This window comes from Actinoplanes subtropicus (assembly GCF_000721705.1).
Classification (GTDB): Bacteria; Actinomycetota; Actinomycetes; order Mycobacteriales; family Micromonosporaceae; genus Actinoplanes; species Actinoplanes subtropicus.
Genome location: NZ_JOJL01000050.1, coordinates 1 through 20,646, shown reverse-complemented (window position 1 = coordinate 20,646; position 20,646 = coordinate 1). Strand labels below are relative to the sequence as shown.

The following is a 20,646-nucleotide window of genomic DNA, read 5'->3' as shown; positions in this document are numbered from 1 at the left end:
ATGACGGGAGTTTGCTCATGACGAACGCGATCGTCGCCGAGGGGCTGGTCAAGCGCTTCGGCGACACGACCGCCCTCGGCGGCGTCGATCTTGCCGTACGCGAGGGGACCGTGCTCGGCCTGCTGGGGCCGAACGGGGCCGGCAAGACCACCGCGGTGCGGGTGCTGGCCACGCTGATCCGGCCGGACGCCGGGCACGCCACGGTGGGCGGGTACGACGTGGTGAAGCAGGCGCACCAGGTGCGCAGCCTGATCGGCATGACCGGCCAGTACGCCTCGGTCGACGAGACCCTCACCGGGGTGGAGAACCTGGTGCTGATCGGGCGGCTGCTCGGCATACCGCGCAAACAGGCCCGGGCCCGGGCGCGCGAGCTGCTCACCCAGTTCCGCCTGGACGACGCCGCCGACCGGGCGGCCGGCAAGTACTCCGGCGGCATGCGGCGGCGCCTCGACCTGGCGGCCGGCCTGGTCGGCCGGCCGCGGCTGCTCTACCTGGACGAGCCGACCACCGGCCTCGACCCGCGCAGCCGCAACGACATGTGGGACATCATCCGCGAGCTGGTCGGCGAGGGCGTCACCGTGCTGCTGACCACGCAGTACCTGGACGAGGCGGACCAGCTCGCCGACGAGATCGTGGTGATCGACCACGGCCGGGTGATCGCGACCGGCACCTCGGACCAGCTCAAGGCGCGGACCGGCGCGCAGACCGTCACCGTACGGCCGGCCGCGGAGGGCGACCGGGACGCGATCGCCGCGATCGTCGGCGGGATCGCCTCGGGGGCGGTCGGCGTGCGCGGGCCGATCATCAGCGCCCCGGTCACCGACCCGGCGGCGCTGACCACCCTGGTGCGCCGGCTCGACGAGAAGGGACTGGTGGTCGCCGAGTTGGCGCTGCGCAGCCCCAGCCTCGACGAGGTGTTCCTGACCCTGACCGGCCACACCGCCGAAGAATCCGCCGACATGGAAGGGAGCGTCGCGTGACCACCGTCGACGTCGTCCAGCCGCGGGTCAGCCCGGTCGTCGCCGTGCGTAACACGCTGACGCTCGCCTGGCGCACCCTCGTATCGATCAAGCACAACCCGTTCGAGCTGCTCGACTTCAGCGTCCAGCCGATCATGTTCCTGGTGCTTTTCACGTACGTCTTCGGCGGCGCGATCTCCGGGTCGACCTCGCACTACCTCGCGTTCGGGTTGCCCGGCATCATCGTGCAGAACATGCTGTTCGCCACCCTGAACACCGGGGTCGGGCTGAACACCGACATCAGCAAGGGCGTCTTCGACCGGCTGCGGTCGCTGCCGATCTCGCGGTGGTCGCCGCTGTCCGGCCGGATCGTGGCCGACCTGGTCAAGCAGGCCTGGGCGATCACGCTGCTGCTGGTGGTGGGCACGATCCTGGGCTTCCGGATCGCCACCGGCCCGGGCGAGGTGCTCATCACGTACGGCCTGCTGCTGGTTTTCGGTTTTGCCGCCTCCTGGCTGTCGGTGCTGGTGGCGATGCTGGTCAACGAGCCGGAGAAGGTGCAGATCTTCGGCTTCGTGCTGCTGTTCCCGCTGACCTTCGCGAGCAACGCGTTCGCGCCGACCGCGACCATGCCGGGCTGGCTGCAGGCCTGGGTCAAGGTCAACCCGGTGTCGATCCTCGCCGATGCGGTCCGTGCCCTGCTCGGCGGCGGGGCGACCGGCACGCCGGTCACCCAGTCACTGGTCTGGGCGGCCATCCTGCTGGTGGTCTTCGCCCCGCTCTCGGTCTGGGCCTTCCGCCGCCGCGTCTAAGCCGGCCGCCTCGGCCGCGGTGGCCACGGTCACCGCGGCCGCCCGGCGGTAGGCCGCCTCGAAGCCCGCGTCGCCCAGTGCGGCGCGGGCTTCCCGCTCGACGTCCGCGGCGTCGTGCACGGTCTGGTCGGCCGAGCCGCGGACCGCGTCCGCCGCGCCCAGCAGGTACGCCGCGTGCTCCGGGTCGCCCTCGCGCAGCACCAGGTCGGCCACCCCGACCAGGGACATCGCCACCACCGGGGCGTCCCGCGAGCCGACCGAGATCCGCATCGCCTCCTCGTGGTAGCCGCGGGCCAGCGCCAGATGGCCGGCCGCCGCCTCGATCAGGCCCTGCGTGGTGCGGGTCATCGCGCCGAACTGCGGGGCGAACGCGGGGTTGGACATCATCCCGGCCGACCGGGAGATCATGTCGCGCGCCTCGTCCAGGTCGCCGACCAACCGGGCCACCGTGGCGTAGCCGTAGTGCACCGAGGCCAGCACCTCGGGCAGGCCGATCTCGGCCGCCTCCTGCTGGGCCTGCTTGAGCACCCGCAGCGCCTCGTCCCGCTCGCCGGCCAGCCACAGCTGATGCGCCATCTTCGCCTCGAGCTGCGGCAGGTCCTCCCGGATGCCGACCTCGCGGATCAGCGCCGCCGCCTCCCGCTGCCAGCGCACCGCCTGCGCGAAGTCGCCGTCGGCCGCGGCCATGTCGCCGAGCGCGCTCAGCGAGAAGCCCATGCCCCAGCGCTCGCCGACCGAGCGGAACCCGGCCAGCGCCGCCCGCAGGTCGGCGACGGCGGCCTCGCCGCTGTGCCCGAAGTTCAGCCGCAGGTGCGCCACGATCATCTTGGCCGCCGCGCGCAGCCACGCGTCGTCGTCCTCGAACAGCGGCAGGATGGCCCGGAAGCCGCTGGTGAGGTCGGGGTTCTCGAAGATGGCCGCGAGCGGCTTCAGCAGGCGCAGCGCCGGATGCTTGGCGTCCGGCCCGGCACCGTGCGCCTCGGCCGCGAGGAAATGCTCTTGCACCGCGGCCATCGGCAGCGCGCCCTCGAGCCCGTTGATCGCGGCGAACGTGTGGGCGAGCGCCAGGTCTTCCGCGTCCGCCTCGCCCGGCATCGCCGCGACCTCGGCGGCCAGAACGGCGCCCTCCATCCGGTGCCCGCGCAGCCACCAGTACCAGCCGACCTGAGCCACCAGCGCGGCCGCGGTGGCCCGGTCGCCGGCCTCGATCGCGGCCCGCAGCGAGGCGTGGATGTTGTCGTGCTCGACGGTCAGCCGGCGCAGCCAGACCAGCTGCTCGGCGGTGCGCAGCCGGGGTTCCGCCTCGCCGGCCAGCGCCAGCAGGTAGCCGGCGAGGGCCAGCCGCTGCGAATCGGACTCGCCGGCCTCGGCCAGCCGCTCCAACCCGTACTCGCGGATCGTCTCCAGCATCCGGTAGCGGCCGTCCGGGCCGAGCACCAGCAGCGACTTGTCCACCAGGGTGCCGATCAGGTCGAGGTCGGCCTCGCAGACCCGCTCCACGGCCGGCACGTCGGCGCCGCCGTGGAAGACCGCGAACCGCCGCCACAGCCGCCGCTCGTCGTCGCCGAGCAGGTCCCAGCTCCAGTCGACCACCGCGCGCAGTGTCTGGTGGCGGGGGAGCGCGGCCCGGCTGCCGCCGGTGAGCAGCCGGAACCGGTCGGCCAGGCGGTCGGCCAGCACCCCGACCGGCAGGGTACGCAGCCGGGCGGCGGCCAGCTCGATCGCCAGCGGCATGCCGTCCAGCGCCCGGCAGATCCGGACCACGGCCTCGACGTTCGCCTCGGTCAGGACGAACGCCGCGGCGCGATCGAGCAGCAGCCGTACGGCCGGAAAAGCGGAAGCGGTCGTGGCATCCGCACCCACCGGTGGGAGAGCCAGCGGCTCGACCGCGTAAAGCCGCTCGCCCGGAATGCCCAGCGGCTCCCGGCTGGTGGTCAGCAGCCGCAGCCGCGGCGCGGCCCGTAGCAGCGTGTCGGCCACCTCGGCGGCCGCGGCGATCAGATGCTCGCAGTTGTCCAGGATGAGCAGCAGCTCGCGGCTGGCCAGCGCCTCGCTGAGCCGGACCAGCGGCGGCACCGAATCGGCCATCGTCGCCATCCGGCCGATCAGGGCCTGGCCGCGCAGCCGGAGCGCGCTCAGCACCGCCTGCGGCACCTCGGCCGGGTCGCTGACCGGGGCGAGTTCGACCCGCCAGACCTCACCCGGCTGCCCAGTGCCGACCTCGACGGAGAGCCGGGTCTTGCCGCTGCCGCCCGGGCCGATCAGGGTGACCAGCCGATGGGCGTCGATCAGCCCGCGTACCTGACGGACGTCGGACTCGCGGCCGACGAAGCTGCTCACCTCGGCGGGCAGGTTGCCCTTCCGGGTGGGCGCCTGCAGCAGGCCAAGGTGGAGGGCCGCGAGCTCGGCCGACGGGTCGACGCCCAGCTCGTCGGCGAGCCGGCGCCGGATCTGCTCGTAGACCTCCAGCGCCCGGCCCGGGTTGCCCTGCACCTGCAGGGCCCGCATGAGCAGGCCGGTCACCTGCTCGTCGAGCGGGTGCGCGGCGGCCAGGCCCTCCAGCTCGGGAACGACGTCGAGGTCGCCGATCTGCGCGGCGAGGCTCTTGCGCTGCGTGCTGAGCCGCAGTTCCTCGAGCCGGCGGGCGTCGGGCTGGGCCACCTCGGGAAACTCGAGCGGGCCGCGCCAGAGTTTGAGGGCCTCGGTCGGCTCGCTCTCGGCCAACTTGACAAATCTGGCGATATCGGTTTTATCCGGCTCGATGGCGAGCCGGTAGCCGTTCGCCGACGACTCGACGACGAGGCCGGGCGCCGCGCGGCGCAGCCGGGAGACCAGGGCCTGCAGCGCGTTCCCGGCCGCCTGCGGCGGCTCGTCACCCCAGACACCGTCGATCAGCCGCTCGGCGGAGACGTTGCGGTTAGCGTCCAGAGCGAGCAGGAGCAGGAGGGTACGCAGGCGGGCGCCCGCGACCGGCACGGCACGGCCGCCCCCGTCGCGCAACTCGACCGGCCCGAGCACCGCGATGTCCACGGCTACGATTCTGCCCGGCCCGGCAAGCAGGTTCTCGGTCCAGGGTCACGATGTCTCCATCGCCGTCTCCGTGCCGCGGATCGCGCCGGCGCTCGGCCGGATCGACCGCTTGGTGATCAGTCGAGCAGGCGGTGCAGCAGCCTCAGCGCCTCCGACAGTTGGGCCCGCTCGGCGCCGGTCAGCCGGCCGGCGATCGCCTCGGCGAGGTGGTCATGGCCGGCCGCCTGGCGCTCGGCCAGCAGGCGCTTGCCGTCGGCCGTGATGACCAGCAGCCGGCGCCGCCCGTCGTGCGGATCCGGAGTGCGCCGGACGAGCGCCCGGTCGACCAGTGCGGCAACCGCGACGGCGACCGACTGATGTGTGATCTTGTCGAGGCGGGCCAGGTCGGCGACCGAGTGGGGTCCTTCCCGGTCGAGCCGCTTGAGGATCGAGACCTGGGACAGCGTCACGGCGCGTGCCGGTGACACCGCCCGCTGCCGCCGCACCAGCGCCGAGACCACGAACTGCAGCTCGTCGGCGATGGCCGCGGCGGTTGGCGGATTCCGTTGCATGTCGCTAAAGTACAACAAGATTGCGCAGTCTGGCTGCGCATATTGCCGGAGGTGGGCGCGTGGCGGGAGACCTCAGCATCGGTGGGCGTACGTTTGCTCTCCGGTTGCCCTCGGCGGCGCCGGCGGACCACCCCGTTCCCCTCGTGCTCGCGTTGCACGGCAACCACCCCGACGCCACCGGCCGGATGATGCGCGAGTCGACGACGTTCGACGAGCAGGCCGACGCGTACGGGTTCGCCGTCGCCTATCCCGACGGTCAGGGCGGGTGCTGGGCGGACGGGCGGGGCGTCACGACGGCCGACGAGGCCGGCATCGACGACGTCGGCTTCCTCCGCGCGGTCATCGACTGGTGCGCCGAGCGGCACGGCACGGCGCCGGACAGCGCCGTGGTCGCGGGCGTCTCGAACGGGGCGTTCATGGCGCACCGGTTCGCGCTGGAGGCCGGCTCCCGGGTGGCGGTGTTGGCTGCGGTCGCCGGCGGAATGCCCGCGGCCCTCCGCGACCGGCCGCCGACACACGCCGTGTCGGCGCTGCTCATCCACGGTACGGCGGACACCCTCGCACCGATCGCGGGTGGGTATTCGCGGCACCGCGGCCCCAACGGCGAGTTGCGCGGCCGCACGCTGTCCCTGGCCGAGACCGCCGATCGCTGGCGTGCCATCGACCGGTGTCCGTCCGGCGCCGGCCAGACGCGGACGACGGAGTTCGCCGACCGCACCACAGTGGATGGCGGCGTCGGTGGCACCCGGGTCGTGGCCTGGTCGCTGCACGGCGTCGGACACACCTGGCCGGGCGCCCCGTTCGACACGGCCGAGGAGATCTGCCGGTTCGCCCGGCCCCTGCTCGTCTCCGCCCGCGCCCGGCGGCTCTGACCCGACCGCGCTTCGCGCAGTCCCCAAAGGAGGCTCTCATGGCGGTACTCGGGAAGTTGCTGAAGAACCGGCGGGCCGGCGAGGCCCGCCTGGCCTGGAACGCGCCGAACCTGGCAGGCCCCGAGACGCTGGCGTTGCACAGTCCCGACTTCGCCGACGGGGCGACGATCCCGATCGCGTACGCCGCGAAACGGGTCGGCGGGCAGGACATCTCGCCCGCGCTGAACTGGTCGGCCGGTCCCGCCCGAACGGCCGAGTTGCTGCTGGTCGTCGAGGATCCGGACGCGCCCACGGCAGCGCCGTTCGTACACTGTGTGGCTCTGCTCGATCCCGCGGTCACGGGCGTCGGGGCCGGAGCGCTCGACCCGAAGAACCCCGCCGAGGGAGTACGGCTGCTCCGCTCGGGCATCGGCCGCGGCTACCAGGGCCCGGCACCCATCAAGGGCCACGGCCCACACCGATACGTGTTCCAGCTGTTCGCGCTCGCCAAGCCCATCCCGGGCGGCGACACGCTCGACTCGGCCCGGCCACGCGACGTGCTCGCCGCGGCCGGCGAAGTGCTCGCCCGCGGCCGCCTCGACGGCCGGTACGAACGCCCCTGACCCGCGCCCGCACGACACGGCGGGGCCTTCGGCGTTCTCAGTCCAGGGTCACGATGTCGACGGAGATCTCCACCGCGGTCTCCGCGCCGCGGTTCTCCAGCCAGTGCAGCGTGTGCCGATCCTCGGGCCAGCCCACGCCGGGCCCGTAGTCGGTGGCGACGCCGTCCCGGTGGTCGGTGATCGTGCCCCGCAGGATGTAAACCGTGCCCGGCCGGCCGACGTGGTCGTGCGGCGGTCCCCAGACCGCGCCGGGCTCCATGGTGAACTTGCGCATCCGAAGCCCGCGCCCCGTCATCCCCACGATCTCCCCGGTCAGGTCGACCGTCGCCAGATCCTCGACCGTGACACCCCGGTTCTCGGGAACCACCTGCTCGTCGCTCATCGCCGTCTCCCTTTTGATGTTCGTACGATGTCGCGACCGTACTGATCATTCGAGGAGGCCGCCGGGATGCTGCGACGTGCCGCGCCACGCGTCATCGTCCTCCTGTTGCCGCTGGCCGCGGACGGCGCCGCCGAGCCCGTCGTGACCAATCCTCAGCAGTAGCGAGCGGCCCCGGCAACCTGATGGTTGCCGGGGCCGCTCTGCTCAGCCGGTCGTGCGCTCAGACGTTGTAGTACATCTCGAACTCGTGCGGGGTCGGGCGGAGCCGCACCGGGTCGATCTCGTTGGCTCGCTTCCAGTCGATCCACGTGGAGATCAGGTCGTCGGTGAAGACGCCGCCCGCGGTCAGGAAGTCGTGGTCGTTCTCGAGGGACTCCAGCACCGCGTCCAGCGAGCCCGGCACCTGCTTCACGTTCCCCCACTCCTCCGGCGGGAGGTCGTAGAGGTCCTTGTCGATCGGGGCCGGAGGCTCGATCTTGTTCTTGATGCCGTCCAGGCCGGCCATCATCATCGCGGAGAAGGCCAGGTACGGGTTGCTCGACGGGTCCGGGACGCGGAACTCGACGCGCTTCGCCTTCGGGTTGCTGCCGGTCACCGGGATGCGGGTGCAGGCGGAGCGGTTGCGCTGCGAGTAGACCAGGTTGACCGGGGCCTCGTAGCCGGGCACCAGGCGGCGGTACGAGTTGACCGTCGGGTTGGTGAACGCCAGCAGCGACGGGGCGTGGTGCAGCAGGCCGCCGATGTACCAGCGGGCCGTGTCGGACAGGCCCGCGTAGCCGGTCTCGTCGTAGAACAGCGGCTCGCCGCCCAGCCACAGGCTCTGGTGGGTGTGCATGCCGGAACCGTTGTCGCCGAACAGCGGCTTCGGCATGAAGGTCGCGGTCTTGCCGTTCTCCCACGCCGTGTTCTTGATGATGTACTTGAACAGCTGGAGCTGGTCGCCGGCGTGCAGCAGGGTGGAGAACTTGTAGTTGATCTCGGCCTGGCCCGCGGTGCCGACCTCGTGGTGCGAGCGCTCGACGGTGAAGCCGGCGTCGAGCAGCCGGCGGACCATCGAGTCGCGCAGGTCGGAGTAGTGGTCGAGCGGGGAGACCGGGAAGTAGCCGCCCTTGTACGCGGTCTTGTAGCCGCGGTTGCCGCCCTCCTCCTCCTTGCCGGAGTTCCAGGCGCCCTCGATCGAGTCGATGTAGTAGAAGGCCTGGTTCGCCGCGGTGGAGTGGCGGATCGAGTCGAAGATGTAGAACTCCGCCTCGGCGCCGAAGTACGCGGTGTCGGCGATGCCGCTGGAGGCCAGGTAGGTCTCCGCCTTCTTGGCCACGTTCCGCGGGTCACGCGAGTAGGCCTCGCGGGTGAACGGGTCATGGATGAAGAAGTTCAGCGCCAGCGTCTTCTGCTGCCGGAACGGGTCGATGTAGGCGGTGCTGACGTCCGGCAGCAGCATCATGTCGGACTCGTGGATGGCCTGGAACCCTCGGATGGAAGAACCGTCGAAGGCGAGACCGTCGGTGATCACGCTGTCGTCGAACGATTCGACCGGGGTGTTGAAGTGCTGCATAACACCGGGCAGGTCACAGAACCGTACGTCGACGAACTTGACGTCCTCGTCTTTGAGGTATCGCAGGAGTTCCTCGGGATTGGCGAACAACACGTCCTCCTGGCACATGATTTCGATACCGGGGCGGCGTGGGTGCGCCGCATGGCTAGGCTGGTCGCGACGCTATGGGTACGGAGTTGCCCGGGCGTATCCCTATTGTTTCCGTCGTGTTACGGCATGAGCCGGGCGGCCGCGACCAAGGCGAGGCTATCGCGGCCACCGTCGCCCGCGCGCCCGGTCGGGGAAACCTCCCCGGCTACCCTGGCACCATGGCCACCACCAGCGACCCGGAGCCGCCCGCGATCGACTTCGGCGGGACCGAACTGGCCTCGTTCGGGCGGCGGCTGCTGGGGCTGCTGATCGACTGGCTCGCGGCCACGCTGGTGGCCAGCTTCCTGGTGGACAGCCTGGCCCGCAACCCGTGGCCGCAGCTGGCCGTGTTCGTGCTGGCGCACGCGTTCTTCGTCGGCCTTTTCGGACAGACGGTGGGCATGGCGCTGGTCCGCATCCGGTGCGTGTCGATCGCGGACGGCGGCGCGGTCGGCATCCCGCGGGCGCTGCTACGGGCGCTGTTGCTGGCCCTGCTCATCCCCGCGATGATCTCCGATGGGGACGGTCGCGGCGTGCACGACCGGGTCGCCGGCTCCGTGATGCTGCAGAACAGGCCGAAAACCTGAGGTCAAGACCACGATTTCGTACGGGAGGGCACCGGCCCGACCGCAGTGCCGGGGCGCTACAGCCGCGCGCCGGTGGCACTGGTCACGACCGCTGTGGCAGGTGCTCCACCGTGCGGTCGGGGCGCCGCCCAGCCGTACGAAATCGGTGGTTTTCAGCGTTGACGCTGTTGGCGGAACGCGCCCTTGGCCGGCCGCATGTTCTTCGGAATCGCGCCCTTGGGCATCTGCGGGCGGGCCATCAGGGCGCCGAGGCGCTTGTCGAGGGCGTTGACATCCTTGCCGGTCAGATTTTTCGGCAGGCGCATCAGCGTGGTGCGCAGCTTCCGGATGTTGAGCTGGCCCTCCTCGCCGCCGATGATCCAGTCGTAGATCGGGGCGTTGCCGATCACCTTGGACAGGCGCTTCTTCTCCTGGCCGAGCAGGCCGCGGACACGCTGCGGATTGCCCTCGCCGAGCAGGATCACGCCGGGCCGGCCGATCACCACGTGCACCATGTCGAAGCTGGTGGTCGAGCTCGCGGCCGGGCGGACCCGCCAGTCGCCGCGCATGTTTTCGATCAGGGAGGCGGCGGCGCCGGGCTGGCCCTCGGCCGCATTCATCATCGCGGCGTTGGACCGCAGGTTGAGCACGATCACGGCGGCCAGCAGGGTCACCATGACGCCGACCGGGATCCAGATGTAGCCACCGGTCAGGAGAACGACGAGCACGGTGAGCGCGACCGGGATCGCCACCGCCGCGACCAGCAGCGGAACGAACCACTTGTCCTGCTTTGCCGTGAAGGAGAACACCTGACCGATCTGCTTCAGGCGCTCGCCGAACGACACCTTCTCCTGCGGGTTTGCCATAACCCGGAAGTGTAGTAGTGCTGCGGTGCCTTACGCGGGCCGGGCACCGGCCGGAGGCCCTAGTAAGGAGGGCCCCGGGGCGGAAATGAGGAGGCTGCCTCATGTGGCCGGGGTGCCTTCCGGCGAAGAGTCGATGACAACAGCGAAGGACGTCGTCGAAAGGCACCGAGATGTTCCCGAACCCCGACCCGGCCACCTCTCTCGAACTGCACCGCCAGAAGGTGGACCAGATGATCCGCGAGGCCGCCGACCGCGAGCTGGCCCGCAGCGCCGCCGGCGGCCGGCACCGCCGCTTCGGCCGGTGGCGCCGCACCCGGGAGCGGGGCGGCGGCCACGTCGCGGCCACCGCCTGAGCGCCGCCATGACCGCGGAAAAAGTCGAGCGAAACCTGTCGTACCCCCGTGGCATGCTCGACCCCATGACGGCGCATGCGCAGAGCGAGGTTCTGGTCGGCCGCGAGGCCGACCTGGCCGCCCTGCGCGACGCGCTGAAAAGGGCGCGCTCCGCCGAGCCGGCCACCGTCCTGGTGGGCGGCGAGGCGGGGGTGGGCAAGACCCGGCTGGTGGAAGAGTTCCGTCGCGGTCTCTCCGGCGAGCCGGTGCGGGTGCTCACCGGCCAGTGTCTGGAGCTCGGCGAGGAGGGTCTGCCCTTCGCGCCGTTCGCCTCGGCCCTGCGTGAGCTCGTGCGCGCCGAGGGCACCGCGATCCTCGACGGGCGCGAGCGGGAGTTCGCCCGCCTGCTGCCCGAGCTCGGCCCGCCGCCCGAGCCCGGCGACGCGCGGCGGGGCCTGCTGTTCGAGTCGGTCGGCGCTCTGCTCGAGCGAGTCGGGGGCGAGCAGCCCGTCGTCCTGATCATCGAAGACATGCACTGGGCCGACCGGTCCACCCGTGACCTGATCGGCTTCCTGGTGCGCTCGGCGCGGGTGCCGCAGCTGCTGCTCATCGGGACGTATCGCACCGACGAGCTGCACCGCGGGCACCCGCTGCGCCCGTTCCTGGCCGAGCTCGACCGGGTCCGCGGCGTGCAGCGCCACGAGCTCGACCGGCTCGACCGGGAGGGCACGGCCCAGCTGCTCACCCAGCTCCTCGGCGTCGAGCCGCCAGCCGCCACCGTCGACGCGGTCAACGAGCGCGCCCAGGGCAACCCGTTCTTCATCGAGCAGTTCGCGGCCGCGGCCGACCCGGCCTGCAGCGACATCCCGACCAGCCTGCGCGACCTGCTGCTGTCCCGGGTCGACCTGCTGCCCGAGCCGGCCCAGCGGGTGCTGCGGGTGGCCGCGGTCGGCGGCACCAGGTTCGGCCACGAGCTGCTGTTCCGGGTCGCCGGGATGGAGGAGGGCGCGCTCGAGTCGGCGCTGCGGGCCATCGTGGCGGCCCAGCTGATCGTCTTCGACCCGGATGGCGGCTACGAGTTCCGGCACGCCCTGGTCCGCGAGGTGGTGCACGACGATCTGCTGCCCGGCGAGCACGCCCGGCTGCACGCCCGCTACGCCGAGGCGGTCGAGGGCGACCCGTCGCTGGTCTCCGCCGGCCGGGCGCCGGCCGAGATCGCCCACCACTGGTATGCGGCGCGCGACCACGCCCGGGCGCTGGTCTCGGCGAAACGTGCCGCCGACACCGCCGGGCGCGCCTTCGCGTACGGCGAGCAGGGCCGCCTGCTCGATCGCGTCCTCGAGCTGTGGGAGGACGTGCCCGAGGCCGGCGCGCTGCTCGAGATCGGCCATCTCGACCTGCTGGAGGAGGCGGCGCTGGTCGCCATCGACTCCGGCGACCACATGCGCGCGCTCACCCTGACCCGGGTCGCCCTCGGCGACATGGATGCCGAGGCCGAGCCGCTGCGCGCCGCCCGGCTGCTGCTGCGCCGGGCCAAGCTGCTGCGCAACTCCGGCAAGAGCGACGGCTCGGCCGAGTGTGAGGAGGCGCATCGACTTCTCGGCATCGCTCCGCAGGGCCCCGACCGGGTGCGGCTGCTGGCCGACCTGGCGCACGTCTACTCCGGCATCGAGGGCGGGCGGGCCACCGAGTTCGCCCGCGAGGCCAAGGAGGCCGCCGCCGACGAGGGCGATTTGGCCGCGCTGGTCGCCGCCGAGGTGGCCTTCGGCGAGGTCTGCGCGGGGCGGATGCCGCCGGCCGAAGCCCTGCCGACGATGTATGCGGCGGCCGAGCGCGCCCGGGCGGCCGGCGACCTGTCCAGCCTGTCGCACTCGCTGGTCAACATCTCCGATTCGCTGTACGAGCTCGGGCGGTACGAAGAGTCCGCGGCCACCGCCGCCGAGGGGGTGCCGGATGCCGACCGGGTCGGGGTCAGCCGCACCACCGGGGTCTTCCTGCTGGCCAACCACGCCGAGGCGCTGCTCGCGCTGGGCCGGTGGGACGAGGCGGATGCCCGGCTCGCCGAGGCGGCCCGGCACGACCCACCCGGCCGCCTGGCGCTGCCGTGGCTGCGGCTGCGCGCCTGGCTGCGGTTGGCGCGCGGGGTGGAGGGGGCGGCGGCGCTGGCCAACCAGGCCGCGATGTGGCTCGGCAAGCCGTATCTGCAGGCGGAGAACAGGCTCTATCTGCTCGACCTGAAGATGCTGCTGGCGCTCGAGGCGGGCGATCCGCTCGCGGCCGCCGAGGTGGCGCGCAAGGCGGTCGAGGAGCCGTGCGTCTTCGAGCGCCCGCGGTATTCGTGGCCGCTGCTGGCCACGGCGGCGCGGGCGGCCACCGCCGCGCCGGGCGCGGAAGACCTCGCCGCCGCGATCGACGACGTGGCCGGGCGCCTGGCCCAGGTGCACCCCGCGGAAAAGGCGTATGCCGCCCAGGTGGCGGCGGTGCTGCACGGCGGCGAGCAGCGCTGGCGGGCCGCGGTCGACGCCTGGCGTTCCGACGGCCGGCGGTACGAACTGGCGGCGGCGCTACTCGGGCTGGCCGAGTCGCAGGCGGCGTCCCGCGCCATGGTGGCCGAGTCGCAGGCGGCGTCGCGTGCCATGGTGGCCGAGTCGCAGGTGGCGTCGCGTGCCGGAGGGGCCGAGTCGCAGGTGGCGTCGCGTGCCGGAGGGGCTGGGACGCAGGTGGCGTCGCGTGCCGGCGGGGCTGGGACGCAGGTGGCGTCGCGCGCGGTGGTGGCGGAGACGCTGAGTGAGGTCAATGCGATCGCGGGCGAGTTGGGGGCCGGGCCGCTGCTGGAGGCGTCGGAGACGCTGGCGCGGCGGCTGGGCTTGCGGAGTCCGGGCGCGGCGGCGGTCGCGGCCGGCACGGAGGTGCTGACCGCCCGGGAGCGCGAGGTGCTGCGGCTGGTGGCGGAGGGGTACAGCAACAGCCGGATAGCAGCGAGCCTGTACATCTCGTCCAAGACGGCCAGCGTGCACGTCTCCCGGATCATCGCGAAGCTCGAGGTGGCCAACCGGGTGGAGGCAGCGGCGGTCGCCCACCGACTGGGACTGCTGGCGGAGTAAGCCGGCTGGGGCTGGGCCGGCTGGGCTGGGCCGGCTGGGGCTGGGCCGGCTGGGCTGGGCTGGGCCGGCTGGGCTGGGCCGGCTGGGCTGGGCCGGGCCGGCTGGGCTGGGCCGGCTGGGCTGGGCCGGCTGGGCTGGGCCGGCTGGGCTGGGTTGGCCGGTTGGGGATGGGTCAGAAGGTGGCGATCGGGTTGACCGGGCTGCCGGAGGTGCCGGCGAAGCGGACCGGTGCGACGGCGAGGTGGAAGTCCCACTGGGCGAGCTCGGTGGCCGTCGCCGCGCATGCCTCCAGGTCGCAGTTGTCGAGGAGCCACAGGCCCATCGCCACGAGGCTCACGGCGTGCACCGGCATCAGCACGTCCTGGTAGCCCGACGGCAGAACGTCCTGCGGGGTGTCGGCGCCGATCAGTGCGACCTCCCGGTCCCGCAGCCACGGCAGGCAGGACGCGTGCCAGCCGGCCTGGGCGAAACCGGCGGCCGGGCCCGCCTGGTGCCGGAGGCGGCCATAACCGGTCCGCAGGAGCACCGCGTCGCCGGGGCGCACCCGTACATCCTGGCGGTGTTCGGCCTCTTCGAGGTCGTCGGGGAACGCGCCCTGCCCCGGTTCCAGCCACGGCACGTCGCGGACCCTCGCGATGTCCAGCAGGACGCCACGCGTGACGATCCCGTTCGCCGCCGCCGTGACCGCCGCCCACGACGAGCCCTTCGCGGCGTCGACCGCCGAGTGCGACCGCCCGTTGTACATCGTGCCGTCCCAGAACAGGTGGCACGGCGAGTCGACGTGGGTGATGGTGTTGCCGTGGAACGTGAGGCCGAGCCGCTCGTGGGAGAAGCCCCAGCGCCGGTCGTTACGGAAGGTCGGCACCGGCATGTTCTCGGCGCCCGGCATGTCGGCGGCACACGGGCAGGTCGTCGTCGCCCGCTCCATCTCGTCCGGAACGGCGACCTCCCAGGCGCACGACACGCTCCGACCGTGACGCACGGCCAGCGCCGCCGCCAGCCGGACGCCGTCGGTGATGTGGTTCAGGGTCCCGAGCTGGTCGTCGTCGCCCCACCGTCCCCAGTTCGACAGCGTGTCGAAGTATCCGAGCACGTCCTCCTGGGTAGGCATCGGTCGCGCTGCCGTCATCCCAGGGAGGGTACAGACGGGTCGGCTACGCGACGCGGCGGTTCAGGCGGATCAGGTAGGCGATGGCGGCAATTCCGCCCCCGACCATCAGGAGGCCCAGGCCGATCAGGAGGACGCTGCCCGGGCCCAAGCCGGTCCTGGCCGCCACCGAGGCGGTCGTTTTGTCCGCGAAAGTCGGGTAGGCGACAGGCGCGTCGTAGGTGGGCTCGGTGGTCGTCGTGGGAGTCGCAGACACGGATGCCGACGCGGTAGGTGCCGTCGTGATCGGCCGGGCTGCCGGGACGGCCGGGGCGGGGGCCGGCGTGGGCGTGGTGGTGCATCCGGCGGCCGGCGAGCGCCAGGACGCCACGTGGGTGGTGAAGCTGCTGTCCCGGATGGTCAGCGTCGCGCCCTTGGCGACCTTGACCGTGGTGGCGTGGCCGGCGGAGAGGCGGATGCGGCGGCCGCCGGTGAGGAAGACGGCCGAGGCGTTGGCGGCGGGACCGTTGGCCAGGGTGGCGGTGAAGGTGCCGTCGCAGGCGTACGCGTAGGCGACCGTGGGGGCGGTGGTGCACGCGGTGGCGCCGCCGGCGTACCAGGTCGGTGGTCCCGAGGAGCGGCTGTCCAACCGGTCGCTGCCGTAGGGGGCGCTGGTGCCGGTCAGCTCGGTCTGGACGCCGGTGCCGAAGAAGGCGACCACGAGCGCGTCGCAACCGGGGACGGCGACCCTGAGGGAAACGCTGCGGTTGGCGGCGGTCAGCTGGCCCGTCGCCGAGTCGTAGACGAACTGGCCGGAGGCGGCGACGGCGGTGTAGGACACCAGCGTGACCGCCTGCGACTGGCCGCCGCAGAGCGGGCGGGTGGCGGTGACCGTCACCGTGCCGGCCGCGCCGTCGAAGGAGTAGCCATAGGCGGCGGAGACGCAGGTCGTCGCCGCGGCGGCCGGGGTGGCGGCCACGCCGAGGAAGGTCGCCAGGGTGGCGAGGATCAGCAGCAAACGTCGCACGGCGGGGCCCCCACGTGGTTCGGGTGGGGGCGGTCTCACCACTGACTCGCCGGACCGTGAAACGGTGACCGAAGCTGGCTCGGCCCGGGTCTGCGTCTCCCCGCCGGGACCTGGTCGGTCCCGACGGGTCGAGGTTAGGCGCGGTTGGTTCGCATTGACAAAAGGTATATGACCGAAATGTCGTCGGGAGGGCTGCTCGTCCGGCCGTCAGTGGCGTGGATCACGGGGGACGGACACGAGACCGATGACGACGAGCTGGGCGCGATCGCGAGCGTGCAACTTGGTCATGGCGCGCTGGATGTGGGTGCGTACGGTCAACGGGCTGAGCGACAGGTCCCGCCGGCGACCAGCTTCTTCTGCAGGTCCTCGTGCTGGGCGTTGTACTCGCCGGAGGGGCGATGTCGTCGTTGGAGCACCCCTGGGCGGCGAGGGCCATCACCTCACGTTCCCGGGCGGTGAGGTCGGCCAGCGCGCCCGGACCGGTCACGTGGTCGGCCGCCGGGCTGGTCAGGAAGCGGGCGATCAGCGCGCGGGTGGCCTGCGGGGACAGCAGGGCGTCACCGGCGGCGACGGTCCGGATGCCGGCCAGCAGGCCGTCGGCGCTGACGTCCTTGCCGAGGAAGCCGCTCGCGCCGGCCCGCAGCGCCCGGGCGACGTACTCGTCGGTCTCGAAGGTCGTCAGGATCAGGACCCGGGTGGCGGAGAGCCCGGGATCGGCGCAGATCGCCGTGGTGGCGGCCAGGCCGTCGGTGCCGGGCATCCGGATGTCCATGACCACGACGCCGGGCCGGTGGATCCGGGCGTGCCCGGCGGCGATCCGCTTGTCGTCGTGCGGTTGCTGTCAATCCCGGTACTGAAATCTCAGTACCTCAGCAGTCAGCCGCGGGCGTCGAGGGCCTGGCGGTAGAGGCGGCCGGCGCGGTACGACGAGCGGACCAGCGGGCCGCTCATCACGCCGGCGAAGCCGATCCGCTCGGCCTCCTCGCGCAGCTCGACGAACTCCTCCGGCTTGACCCAGCGCTCGACCGGGTGGTGCCGCGGGGTCGGCCGCAGGTACTGCGTGATCGTCACCAGCTCGCAGCCGGCCGAGTGCAGGTCGCGCAGGGCCTGGGAGATCTCGGCCCGCTCCTCGCCCATGCCCAGGATCAGGTTGCTCTTGGTGACCAGGCCGGCGGCGCGGGCCTGGGTGATCACGTCGAGGGACCGCTCGTAGCGGAACCCCGGCCGGATGCGCTTGAAGATGCGCGGGACCGTCTCGACGTTGTGCGCCAGCACCTCGGGCGCGCTGCCGAAGACCTCGGCGAGCTGGGCCGGGTCGGCGTTGAAGTCGGGGATCAGCAGCTCGACGCCGCAGCCGGGCTGGAGCCGGTGGATCTGGCGGACCGTCTCCGCATACAGCCAGGCGCCGCCGTCGGGCAGGTCGTCGCGGGCGACGCCGGTGACCGTCGCGTAGCGCAGGCCCATGGTGGCGACCGACTCGCCGACCCGGCGCGGCTCGTCGGCGTCGAACTCGGCCGGCTTACCCGTGTCGATCTGGCAGAAGTCGCACCGGCGGGTGCACTGGTCGCCGCCGATCAGGAAGGTCGCCTCGCGATCCTCCCAGCACTCGTAGATATTCGGACAGCCCGCCTCCTGGCAGACCGTGTGCAGGCCTTCCTTCTGCACCAGGCCACGCATCTGGGTGTACTCGGGGCCCATCTTGGCCTTGACCTTGATCCACGGCGGCTTCCGCTCGATGGGAGTTTCGGCGTTGCGCGCTTCGATGCGCAGCATGCGGCGGCCCTCGGGAGCAATAGTCACAGGCCCAAAATACGCCTGAATAGGCTCCTGCCTAGACAGGGGCGACGAGGCTCACGTGGCCGGTGATGTGACCGCCGTCACCTCGTACGGTGGTAATTCGCTTTCCCTGCTGGTCGCCTGTCGTTAACGTCGTTCTGACGGCATTGACGGAACCGAGTAGCGCCCCGCAAAGCCGGCCGAGAGAGCCGCCGTGGCTGTGATGGCGGCCCGGAGAGCCGGGCGTGAAGACACTCCCGAGCCGGGCAGGACAAGAGGCGTTCTCGCCGAGAGCGCGAAGGTGTGGTGGTACCGCGAGGATCCCGCTCGCCCACACCTCCCTGGGGCCGCGTTGCAGACACCAGAGGAGGTTCCCGCCGTGCAACGCATCCTTTCCGCCCAGGTGGCGGCACATGTGTACGAGACCGTGACCATCGCCGGCTGGGTCCACCGCCGCCGGCTGCTGAAGTCGGTCGCCTTCCTGATCGTCCGGGACGCCGAGGGCCTCAGCCAGGTCGTCGTCGAGGCGCCCGAGACCCGCGCCCAGCTCGAGGCGCTCACCGAGGAGAGCGTGGTCCGGGTCACCGCCATGGTCACGCCGAACGAGCAGGCGCCGGGCGGCATCGAGCTCACCGGGCCGCGGATCGAGGTGCTGTCCCGGGTGGACGTACCGCTGCCCTTCGAACTGCATCGCCCCGCGCTGAGCGCGAGCCTGCCCACCCAGCTGGACCACGCCGCGCTGGCGCTGCGGCATCCGCGGCGCAAGCTGGCGTTGCGGGTCGCGGCCGCGGCTGCCGCCGGATTCCGTACGGCGTTGACCGGGCAGCGCTTCGTCGAGATCCACACCCCCAAGATCGTGGGATCGTCCACCGAGTCCGGCGCGGGCGTCTTCGCGATCGACTACTTCGGCCGGCCCGGCTACCTGGCGCAGTCACCGCAGTTCTACAAGCAGCTGATGGTCGGCGTCTTCGAGCGGGTCTTCGAGGTCGGCCCGGTGTTCCGTGCCGAGCCCAGCGACACCGCCCGCCACCTGGCCCAATACACGTCGCTGGACGCCGAGATGGGCTTCGTCGGCGACCACCGCGACGTGATGGCCGCCCTGACCCGGACGCTGGCCGTGATGATGGCGACGATCGCGGAGCGGGCCGGCGTGGAGGTGCCGAAGGTGCCCGCCGAGATCCCGGCCGTCTCCTTCGCCCAGGCGCTGCGGATCGCCGGCGCGCCGCCCGGCGAGGGCGACATGACCCCGGCCTACGAGCGGGCGCTGGGCGAGTGGGCGCTGCGCGAGCACGACTCGGCCTTCGTTTACGTGACCGGCTACCCGATGCGGAAACGACCGTTCTACACCCATCCGGACCCGGCCGACCCGGCGTACTCGAACGGATTTGACCTGCTCTTCCGCGGTCTCGAGATCGTGACCGGCGGGCAGCGGCTGCACCGCTACGAGGACTACGTGGCGGCGCTGGCCGCCGCGGGGGAGCCGCTCGGACCGTACGCCGGCTACCTGGACGGTTTCCGCTACGGGATGCCGCCGCACGGCGGCTGGGCGATCGGGCTGGAGCGGCTGGTGGCGCGGTTGCTGGGGCTGGCTAACGTGCGCGAGGTGACCGCCTTCCCCCGCGACCTGCACCGGATCGCTCCTTAGGTGCTGATCGATCTCGACACGACACCGCCGCCGGCCCGCCCCCGGGACCGGCGCGCGGTGCCGGCGCCGGCGGTGCTGCTGCTCCTGTTCCTGGTGCTGCTGGTGCCGCTGCAGGGGGCGGCCGCGCCGGAGCGGCTCCGCGTGCTCACCGCGGTGCTCGACACCGGCGCCACGTCGTCCACGCTGCTCACCCCGGACGCCCTCTACGTGGCGCGGCCGGAGGGCCGGATCGAGGCGAACCCACTGACGCCCGGCGGTCCGCGCTGGGCGGTCCGGGTCGAGCCGGGCGAGTACAACGTCACCCTGGCCGGTTCGGTGCTGGTCGTCCGCCCGGGCACGTTCTTCCTCGACGCGCGCACCGGCCGGGAGCTGTGGCGAACACCCGGCCCCAGCGTGTCGCACGTGCTCGGCGACCGGGTGGCCTATGTGAACCCGGACGGGTTGCTGCGGATGGCCGATCTCGCCACCGGCCGGGTCCGCTGGCAGCGGCGGACGTCGGAGCAGGGCCTCGACAGCGACCCCGGCCACCGCTACCTGCTGGGCGTCGACAGCGACGGGCGGGCCACGCTCTATTCGGCCGCCGACGGCACGGTCCTGGCCACCGGGCGGAACCTGGGCATCGATCCGTACGAGCTGGGGCTCGGGTATGCGGTGGGGCAGACCGTCGACGAGTTCGTCGGCGACGTGCTCTACACGCACGGGCAGACATCGGTGGCCGCGTACCGCCTGACCGACCTCGCGCGGATGTGGCAGGCCCGGATCGCCGAGCCCAGCGTGCTCGGGGCCTGCGGCGACCTGGTCTGCGCCACCGGCGAGCAGGGGGCGACCGCGATCGACCCGGCGACCGGCGCGGTGCGGTGGAGCGGCCCGCGGTGGCGGTCGATCGCCCCGGACGGGCTGGCCGTCGCCGCCGACATGCGGGTGGCCCGGATCGACCCGGCGACCGGCCGGGTCCGGCAGGATCTGGGCCGCGGCAACCTCTTCGGCGACCTGCTGCTGCGCTACGACCGCGACCTGACCTTCGTGACCCGCCTGGCCGACAGCCGGGTCCTCGGCGTGGTGCCGGTGACCGCGCTCGCCGTCTGCGACACGGCCGGGAACTACCTGGCCTGCCGCACCGGCGACCGGGCGGTGACCGTGTGGCGGGTCAGGTAAGGGCCGGTCAGGTGAGGGCCGGTCAGGTGAGGGCCGGTCAGGTGAGGGCCGGTCAGGTGAGGGCCGGTCAGGTGAGGGCCGGTCAGGTGAGGGCCGGCTAGAGGGCTTGGTCGCGGATTTTTGATTTGGGGAGTCGTGTTCAGGTGATCAAGTTTGCGTGGCGGGCGTAGTCGTCGAATGTGGTTTGGAGTTGGTC

18 protein-coding genes and 1 pseudogene are annotated in these 20,646 nt (G+C 72.3%); 9 read left to right on the top strand and 10 right to left on the bottom strand.

The features are described from left to right. Nucleotides 1–17: 17 nt before the first annotated feature. Both IH26_RS0146780 and IH26_RS0146775 read left to right on the top strand, forming a co-directional pair. Nucleotides 18–980 (top strand): daunorubicin resistance protein DrrA family ABC transporter ATP-binding protein, encoded by a 963-nt coding sequence (locus IH26_RS0146780; RefSeq protein WP_030442782.1) that lies wholly within the window; start codon nt 18–20, stop codon nt 978–980. Then, nucleotides 977–1,771, top strand: a complete 795-nt coding sequence (locus IH26_RS0146775) for an ABC transporter permease (RefSeq protein WP_051809791.1) — start codon at nt 977–979, stop codon at nt 1,769–1,771. Before IH26_RS0146780 ends, IH26_RS0146775 begins: the two co-directional genes overlap by 4 nt. Here the strand turns inward: IH26_RS0146775 and IH26_RS0146770 are convergent. Both IH26_RS0146770 and IH26_RS0146765 read right to left on the bottom strand, forming a co-directional pair. Further along, nucleotides 1,697–4,801 carry an AfsR/SARP family transcriptional regulator gene (locus IH26_RS0146770; protein ID WP_030442780.1) on the bottom strand — a complete coding sequence of 1,035 codons (3,105 nt, stop codon included), beginning with the start codon at nt 4,799–4,801 and terminating at the stop codon, nt 1,697–1,699. The two genes, IH26_RS0146775 and IH26_RS0146770, sit on opposite strands and share 75 nt — an antisense overlap. A gap of 116 nt (nt 4,802–4,917) precedes the next feature. Next, entirely contained in the window at nt 4,918–5,352 is a 435-nt protein-coding gene (locus IH26_RS0146765) for a MarR family winged helix-turn-helix transcriptional regulator (protein WP_030442779.1), read from the bottom strand. Between the two features lie 59 nt (nt 5,353–5,411). Here IH26_RS0146765 and IH26_RS56745 point away from each other — a divergent pair, with 59 nt between their 5' ends. After that, entirely contained in the window at nt 5,412–6,224 is an 813-nt protein-coding gene (locus IH26_RS56745; protein WP_169789922.1) for a CE1 family esterase, read from the top strand. A gap of 38 nt (nt 6,225–6,262) precedes the next feature. Then, nucleotides 6,263–6,826 (top strand): YbhB/YbcL family Raf kinase inhibitor-like protein, encoded by a 564-nt coding sequence (locus IH26_RS0146755; RefSeq protein WP_030442777.1) that lies wholly within the window; start codon nt 6,263–6,265, stop codon nt 6,824–6,826. A gap of 37 nt (nt 6,827–6,863) precedes the next feature. Here IH26_RS0146755 and IH26_RS0146750 read toward each other — a convergent pair whose 3' ends face one another. Continuing rightward, nucleotides 6,864–7,208, bottom strand: a complete 345-nt coding sequence (locus IH26_RS0146750) for a cupin domain-containing protein (RefSeq protein ID WP_030442776.1) — start codon at nt 7,206–7,208, stop codon at nt 6,864–6,866. A gap of 220 nt (nt 7,209–7,428) precedes the next feature. Further along, on the bottom strand, nt 7,429–8,853 hold the full coding sequence (glnA, locus tag IH26_RS0146740) for a type I glutamate--ammonia ligase (RefSeq protein WP_030442775.1): 1,425 nt from the start codon (nt 8,851–8,853) through the stop codon (nt 7,429–7,431). Between the two features lie 218 nt (nt 8,854–9,071). Between glnA and IH26_RS0146735 the strand changes: the two genes are divergently transcribed. Next, nucleotides 9,072–9,479: an RDD family protein gene (locus tag IH26_RS0146735; RefSeq protein WP_051809787.1), complete on the top strand. Its 408-nt coding sequence runs from the start codon at nt 9,072–9,074 to the stop codon at nt 9,477–9,479. 152 nt (nt 9,480–9,631) lie between these two features. Here IH26_RS0146735 and IH26_RS0146730 read toward each other — a convergent pair whose 3' ends face one another. Next, entirely contained in the window at nt 9,632–10,324 is a 693-nt protein-coding gene (locus tag IH26_RS0146730; protein ID WP_030442773.1) for a DUF4191 domain-containing protein, read from the bottom strand. A gap of 170 nt (nt 10,325–10,494) precedes the next feature. Between IH26_RS0146730 and IH26_RS60650 the strand changes: the two genes are divergently transcribed. Both IH26_RS60650 and IH26_RS0146720 read left to right on the top strand, forming a co-directional pair. Further along, on the top strand, nt 10,495–10,677 hold the full coding sequence (locus IH26_RS60650) for a hypothetical protein (RefSeq protein WP_030442772.1): 183 nt from the start codon (nt 10,495–10,497) through the stop codon (nt 10,675–10,677). A 53-nt stretch (nt 10,678–10,730) separates the two neighbouring features. Next, complete coding sequence (locus tag IH26_RS0146720) at nt 10,731–13,760, top strand: helix-turn-helix transcriptional regulator (protein WP_030442771.1); 3,030 nt, start codon at nt 10,731–10,733, stop codon at nt 13,758–13,760. A gap of 172 nt (nt 13,761–13,932) precedes the next feature. On the opposite strand, the gene IH26_RS0146715 is transcribed toward IH26_RS0146720, so the two are convergent. From IH26_RS0146715 to lipA, 5 genes and pseudogenes are all read right to left on the bottom strand, one after another. Next, the gene (locus tag IH26_RS0146715) at nt 13,933–14,889 is read right to left on the bottom strand and encodes a cyclase family protein (RefSeq protein WP_245665999.1); all 957 of its coding nucleotides are present in this window, start codon (nt 14,887–14,889) and stop codon (nt 13,933–13,935) included. Between the two features lie 25 nt (nt 14,890–14,914). Further along, nucleotides 14,915–15,874 carry a hypothetical protein gene (locus tag IH26_RS0146710; protein ID WP_157437762.1) on the bottom strand — a complete coding sequence of 320 codons (960 nt, stop codon included), beginning with the start codon at nt 15,872–15,874 and terminating at the stop codon, nt 14,915–14,917. A 207-nt stretch (nt 15,875–16,081) separates the two neighbouring features. Then, complete coding sequence (locus IH26_RS64350; RefSeq protein WP_342668363.1) at nt 16,082–16,192, bottom strand: hypothetical protein; 111 nt, start codon at nt 16,190–16,192, stop codon at nt 16,082–16,084. A gap of 319 nt (nt 16,193–16,511) precedes the next feature. Continuing rightward, a pseudogene (locus tag IH26_RS64345) lies at nt 16,512–16,646 on the bottom strand (response regulator); the annotation flags it as partial. A 104-nt stretch (nt 16,647–16,750) separates the two neighbouring features. Further along, the gene (lipA, locus tag IH26_RS0146700; RefSeq protein ID WP_030442768.1) at nt 16,751–17,647 is read right to left on the bottom strand and encodes a lipoyl synthase; all 897 of its coding nucleotides are present in this window, start codon (nt 17,645–17,647) and stop codon (nt 16,751–16,753) included. 382 nt (nt 17,648–18,029) lie between these two features. Between lipA and aspS the strand changes: the two genes are divergently transcribed. Both aspS and IH26_RS0146690 read left to right on the top strand, forming a co-directional pair. Then, entirely contained in the window at nt 18,030–19,295 is a 1,266-nt protein-coding gene (gene aspS / locus IH26_RS0146695) for an aspartate--tRNA(Asn) ligase (RefSeq protein WP_030442767.1), read from the top strand. Beyond that, a complete protein-coding gene (locus IH26_RS0146690) occupies nt 19,296–20,450 on the top strand; it encodes an outer membrane protein assembly factor BamB family protein (RefSeq protein WP_030442766.1) in 1,155 nt (384 codons plus the stop codon). Nucleotides 20,451–20,646 lie beyond the last annotated feature (196 nt).

What these genes read in the sequence shown, in the direction of transcription:
- IH26_RS0146755 (WP_030442777.1), top strand. Translation starts at nt 6,263, where the DNA reads ATGGCGGTACTCGGGAAGTTGCTGAAGAACCGGCGGGCCGGCGAGGCC.
- IH26_RS0146750 (WP_030442776.1), bottom strand. Translation starts at nt 7,208, where the DNA reads ATGAGCGACGAGCAGGTGGTTCCCGAGAACCGGGGTGTCACGGTCGAG.
- lipA (WP_030442768.1), bottom strand. Translation starts at nt 17,647, where the DNA reads ATGCTGCGCATCGAAGCGCGCAACGCCGAAACTCCCATCGAGCGGAAG.
- IH26_RS0146715 (WP_245665999.1), bottom strand. Translation starts at nt 14,889, where the DNA reads ATGACGGCAGCGCGACCGATGCCTACCCAGGAGGACGTGCTCGGATAC.
- IH26_RS0146730 (WP_030442773.1), bottom strand. Translation starts at nt 10,324, where the DNA reads ATGGCAAACCCGCAGGAGAAGGTGTCGTTCGGCGAGCGCCTGAAGCAG.
- IH26_RS60650 (WP_030442772.1), top strand. Translation starts at nt 10,495, where the DNA reads ATGTTCCCGAACCCCGACCCGGCCACCTCTCTCGAACTGCACCGCCAG.
- IH26_RS0146765 (WP_030442779.1), bottom strand. Translation starts at nt 5,352, where the DNA reads ATGCAACGGAATCCGCCAACCGCCGCGGCCATCGCCGACGAGCTGCAG.
- IH26_RS0146780 (WP_030442782.1), top strand. Translation starts at nt 18, where the DNA reads ATGACGAACGCGATCGTCGCCGAGGGGCTGGTCAAGCGCTTCGGCGAC.
- IH26_RS0146720 (WP_030442771.1), top strand. Translation starts at nt 10,731, where the DNA reads ATGCTCGACCCCATGACGGCGCATGCGCAGAGCGAGGTTCTGGTCGGC.
- IH26_RS0146735 (WP_051809787.1), top strand. Translation starts at nt 9,072, where the DNA reads ATGGCCACCACCAGCGACCCGGAGCCGCCCGCGATCGACTTCGGCGGG.